Here is a 3649-nt window from a genome sequence, read left to right on the forward strand (position 1 = left end):
TCCCCAAGAGCCAGAAACCCCAGGCGCCCCACCAGCAACCCCCGCCCTCACCCCCACCCCTTGGAAGCGCTCATCTCTAGATGGCCTCGCGGCGTTGCAGATGGCTGAACGACAGCCAGCCGGGCAGCACCGGGAACCAGAACGTCAGCACCCGGAACAACAGCACTGCGGGCAACGCCACTACCGCCGGGACACCCACCACCGCGGTGAGTCCGCCGATGAGCGCGGCCTCCACCGCGCCCAGACCACCCGGGGTGGGCGCGGCCGAGCCGATGGCGTTGCCGGCCAGGAACACCACTGCGACGGCGACCAGGCTCACCCGCGTATCGGGGCCGGCGAACGCCAGGACCGAGAAGTGCAGACACAGCACGAACGCGACGGTGAGCAGCAGCGTGCCACCCACCCCGAGCAGCAGACTCATCGGACGCTGGAGCATGTCCAGCAGACGGGGCAGGACCCCGAGCAGGTAGGGGCGCAAACGTGCGATGACCGCCCGGCGCATACGAGGATGCAGCAGGACCGCTGCCATCAGGGCCGTGCCCAGGACACTGATGAGGGCGACGGTCGGTGAGGGGCTGAAGCCCGTCCAGTAGGAGGTGCCGGTGAGGTAGGCGCAGATCAACAGCAGGGGAGCGTGGACCAGGAAGCCCACCAGTTGGGTGAGGCCGACCGCGGACAGCGCAAGGGAGGTGGGCACACCGGCCTTGATGACGAATCGGCTGTTGATCGCGATCGAGCCCAATCCGGCGGGGGCCGCGATGCGCACGAACGACGCCGCGTACTGAACCAGGACGGTGCGCCACAAGGGCAGCGGCGCGGGTACGAAACCGATCAGCACCATGGCGGCGGCGATCATGCACGTGGTGGCCATGACGAACGCGGCCAAGGCCCAAAGCGGGTCGGCGTGGCGGATGGTGGCCAGGTCGACGCCGGCGAGTTGGTATACCAGGACCAGTCCGACGACGGTGGCGACCACGAAGCTGACGATGGTGCGCGGCCGCATCCGTTCCAGTCGGGCGGGTTCGGCCGGGGCCTCGGGGGCCAAGGACACCATGTGCTCACGGAGTCGGCCCAGGAGCGCGCGGTCGGTGCGTCGCAGTTCGGCGCGCAGCCGGTGCGGCAGGCCGGGGGGTTGTAGCAGGGGAAGTACCGCGGCGGCGGTCTCTACTCCCAGGGCGCGCACGGCCGAGGCCACGGCGCGTTCGACACCCACGCGCAGCGCCAGCAGGGTGATCATGGCCGCGGTGTCCAGGGAGATGCGCAGTTGGGCCGCGGCCACCGAACCGTGGTCGAACCCGGTCAGTGCGGCGGTGGGTGGGTCGTCGGAACCGTTCTCATGGATGCCGACCGTGGCGCCGTGGAGGTCGCCGTGGACGACGCGGCGTCGGTGTAGCGCGCCGAGGAGTTCCCACAGGTCGGCGAGGAGGGTATCGGTGACCTGTTCGGGTCGGAGGGTGTCCAGGGCCCGGATGTGCGAGCGTTCCCGGGCGAGCAACACGGTGCCCGGGGAGAGTTCCCCCAGGGCCAGCACCCGGGGCGCGGGAACCCCCGCATCACGTGCGGCGGCGCTCATCAGGGCGGCGTGTTCGGCGCGTCTGCGGATCCCGTAGAGGATACGCGGGGCGACCGGACCGCGCAGGAGGAGCAGGGCACGCAGCCGTCTCCAGAAGCCACTGGTGTTCTCGGAGCCGAGGACGGTGAGCTCGATCCGGCGCCCGTCGGTGAGATCGGCCAGGTGTCGGTGGTCCCCGTCCTCATCGGTACCGTCGGGGAGGATCCGGTCCGCGACCAGGTCGAAGCGGGCGAGTTCGTCCAGGATGCGTCCGGTGACGGGGGGCGGCATCCGCACGCCGATGACGTAGCGGGCCAGGGCCGCGCAGGTCAGGCCGACCAGGACGGTGAAGAGGACGGCGAGGATGCTGCTGACGCCCGCCGTGACCGCGGTGACGGCGACCACGGCGTTGGTGCCCCACAACAGGGAACGGACCCTGGGCTGCCCGGCCGGCATGGTCCGGGTGAAGGCGATACCGGCGGCCACGTAGCCCAGGGTGGTGGCGGTGAGGACGTCTTCGGGCAGGCCCGGCAGGGGTTCGGCGCCGATGGTGGCGATCTTCATCCGCGCGTTGACCCAGGAGGTCATACCGTAGGCGGCCGCCGCCGCGACGATGGGACGCAGCAGGTCGCGCACGCCCCCGATGATCAGGGTGCGCAGGACGACGTAGCAGATCAGGACGAGCAACAGGAGGTTCGCACCGACCGCGACGGCGAGGAGCAGCCCGGGCGGAATCACCGCGCGCAACTGGGAGGCGTCGTCGATGGGCCCGCCTTCGGCCATGACATCGGTGACCAGGAACAGGACCAGGAAGACCAGCATCAGTCCGGCGAAGCCGATGAGCAGGTCGATGGGCCTGCGCGGAGCGCGGGCGGCGAATCGGCCGGGGGCGGCGGCCGAGGAATCGGTCGGGGATGTCGTCACCCCTCAAGCCTGCCCGACTCGTGAGGACGCGGTGATCAGGGGCGGGGGGCGTTTCGTCGGTCGCCGGGTGGTGTGAGGGGTTCGGTGTGCGGATCGGGGTCCGGGCGGGGAGGGAGCCGGTCGTGGGCCCGGACCCCGATGGGGGTGATCTTTCGGGTTCCCTACTCGGGTAGGGGCAGGAGTCCGCGTTCGTAGGCGCGGACGAGGTTGCGGGGAACGCGGTACTCGCGGCCCCGCAAGTGCATCGTGACCAGGTCGGGGGTCTTGGCCTTCCATTGGGAGCGGCGGGTGCGGGTGTTGGCGCGGGACATCCTGCGCTTGGGTACGGCCATTGGTACGTGCCTTTCCGTGCGGGAGGCGGGCCCGAGTCGTGCCCGGGCCCCGCGCCACCCGCGATGTGTTCGGTTACCGCTGCCCGTAGCGGCGCTGGAAGCGCTCCACCCGGCCGGCGGTGTCCACCACGCGGGCGTTACCGGTGTAGAAGGGGTGACTCGCGCTGGAGATCTCGACGTCGACGAGCGGGTAGGTGTTGCCGTCCTCCCACTCGATGGTCCTGTCACCGGTCACGGTGGACCGGGTGAGGAAGGCGAAGTCGGCGGCCTTGTCCCGGAAGACGACGGGTCGGTACTCGGGGTGGATTCCCTGTTTCATGCGTGCCTCTCTTTCGGGCGCGGTCTGGTCAGCGTTCCTCTCGGAACTCGACGTGGCGACGCAGCTTGGGGTCGTACTTGCGCAGGACCAGACGGTCGGGGGTGTTGCGACGACTCTTGCGGGTCACGTAGGTGGTTCCGGTTCCCTCGGTGGACCTGAGCTTGATGATGGGTCGTGCGTCGTTGCGTGCCATGTGGGCCTCCTTGGTGGTCGATCTCCGTCAACCACATGATAACGGTTTTCATTCCCGCCTTGGTCCATGGCCTCGGTTCTTCGATCGGGAACCCGCCACGACGGCACGGTGGTCCTGACCTATCCGCGCGAACAGCCGGACCGAGCGGGCGACCGGACCGGGTCGGCCCACACGAAGAGGGCGGTCATGGAACCGTGTCCATGACCGCCCTCGACAGGTGTATCGCGCTCGCTGTCAGGCGACCGCCCCGTCGCGCTCGGCGAAACGCTCGGCGCGTAGACGGCGGGCCTCGTCCGGGTCCAGGACCGGGGCGGCGGTGAGCAACTGCC

Annotated in this window: 4 protein-coding genes; all 4 read right to left on the bottom strand. The window is 69.9% G+C overall.

Annotated elements, in window-relative coordinates; all coding sequences use genetic code 11:
• Positions 1-76: 76 nt before the first annotated feature.
• The 4 genes from NLI01S_RS22200 to rpmG all read right to left on the bottom strand — a co-directional run bounded on the left by NLI01S_RS22200 (position 77) and on the right by rpmG (position 3320).
• Complete coding sequence (locus tag NLI01S_RS22200; RefSeq protein ID WP_067607919.1) at positions 77-2374, bottom strand: lysylphosphatidylglycerol synthase domain-containing protein; 2298 nt, start codon at positions 2372-2374, stop codon at positions 77-79.
• Positions 2375-2637: 263 nt separating this feature from the next.
• Positions 2638-2808, bottom strand: coding sequence for a 50S ribosomal protein L32 (gene rpmF / locus NLI01S_RS22205; RefSeq protein WP_067607910.1), 171 nt, complete (start codon positions 2806-2808; stop codon positions 2638-2640).
• Positions 2809-2881: 73 nt separating this feature from the next.
• On the bottom strand, positions 2882-3127 hold the full coding sequence (locus tag NLI01S_RS22210; protein ID WP_067607913.1) for a type B 50S ribosomal protein L31: 246 nt from the start codon (positions 3125-3127) through the stop codon (positions 2882-2884).
• Positions 3128-3155: 28 nt separating this feature from the next.
• The gene (gene rpmG, locus NLI01S_RS22215; RefSeq protein WP_067607916.1) at positions 3156-3320 is read right to left on the bottom strand and encodes a 50S ribosomal protein L33; all 165 of its coding nucleotides are present in this window, start codon (positions 3318-3320) and stop codon (positions 3156-3158) included.
• Positions 3321-3649 lie beyond the last annotated feature (329 nt).

This window comes from Nocardiopsis listeri NBRC 13360, assembly GCF_001570765.1.
Taxonomy (GTDB): Bacteria; Actinomycetota; Actinomycetes; order Streptosporangiales; family Streptosporangiaceae; genus Nocardiopsis; species Nocardiopsis listeri.

What these genes read in the sequence shown, in the direction of transcription:
- rpmF (WP_067607910.1), bottom strand. Translation starts at nt 2,808, where the DNA reads ATGGCCGTACCCAAGCGCAGGATGTCCCGCGCCAACACCCGCACCCGC.
- NLI01S_RS22200 (WP_067607919.1), bottom strand. Translation starts at nt 2,374, where the DNA reads ATGCTGGTCTTCCTGGTCCTGTTCCTGGTCACCGATGTCATGGCCGAA.
- NLI01S_RS22210 (WP_067607913.1), bottom strand. Translation starts at nt 3,127, where the DNA reads ATGAAACAGGGAATCCACCCCGAGTACCGACCCGTCGTCTTCCGGGAC.
- rpmG (WP_067607916.1), bottom strand. Translation starts at nt 3,320, where the DNA reads ATGGCACGCAACGACGCACGACCCATCATCAAGCTCAGGTCCACCGAG.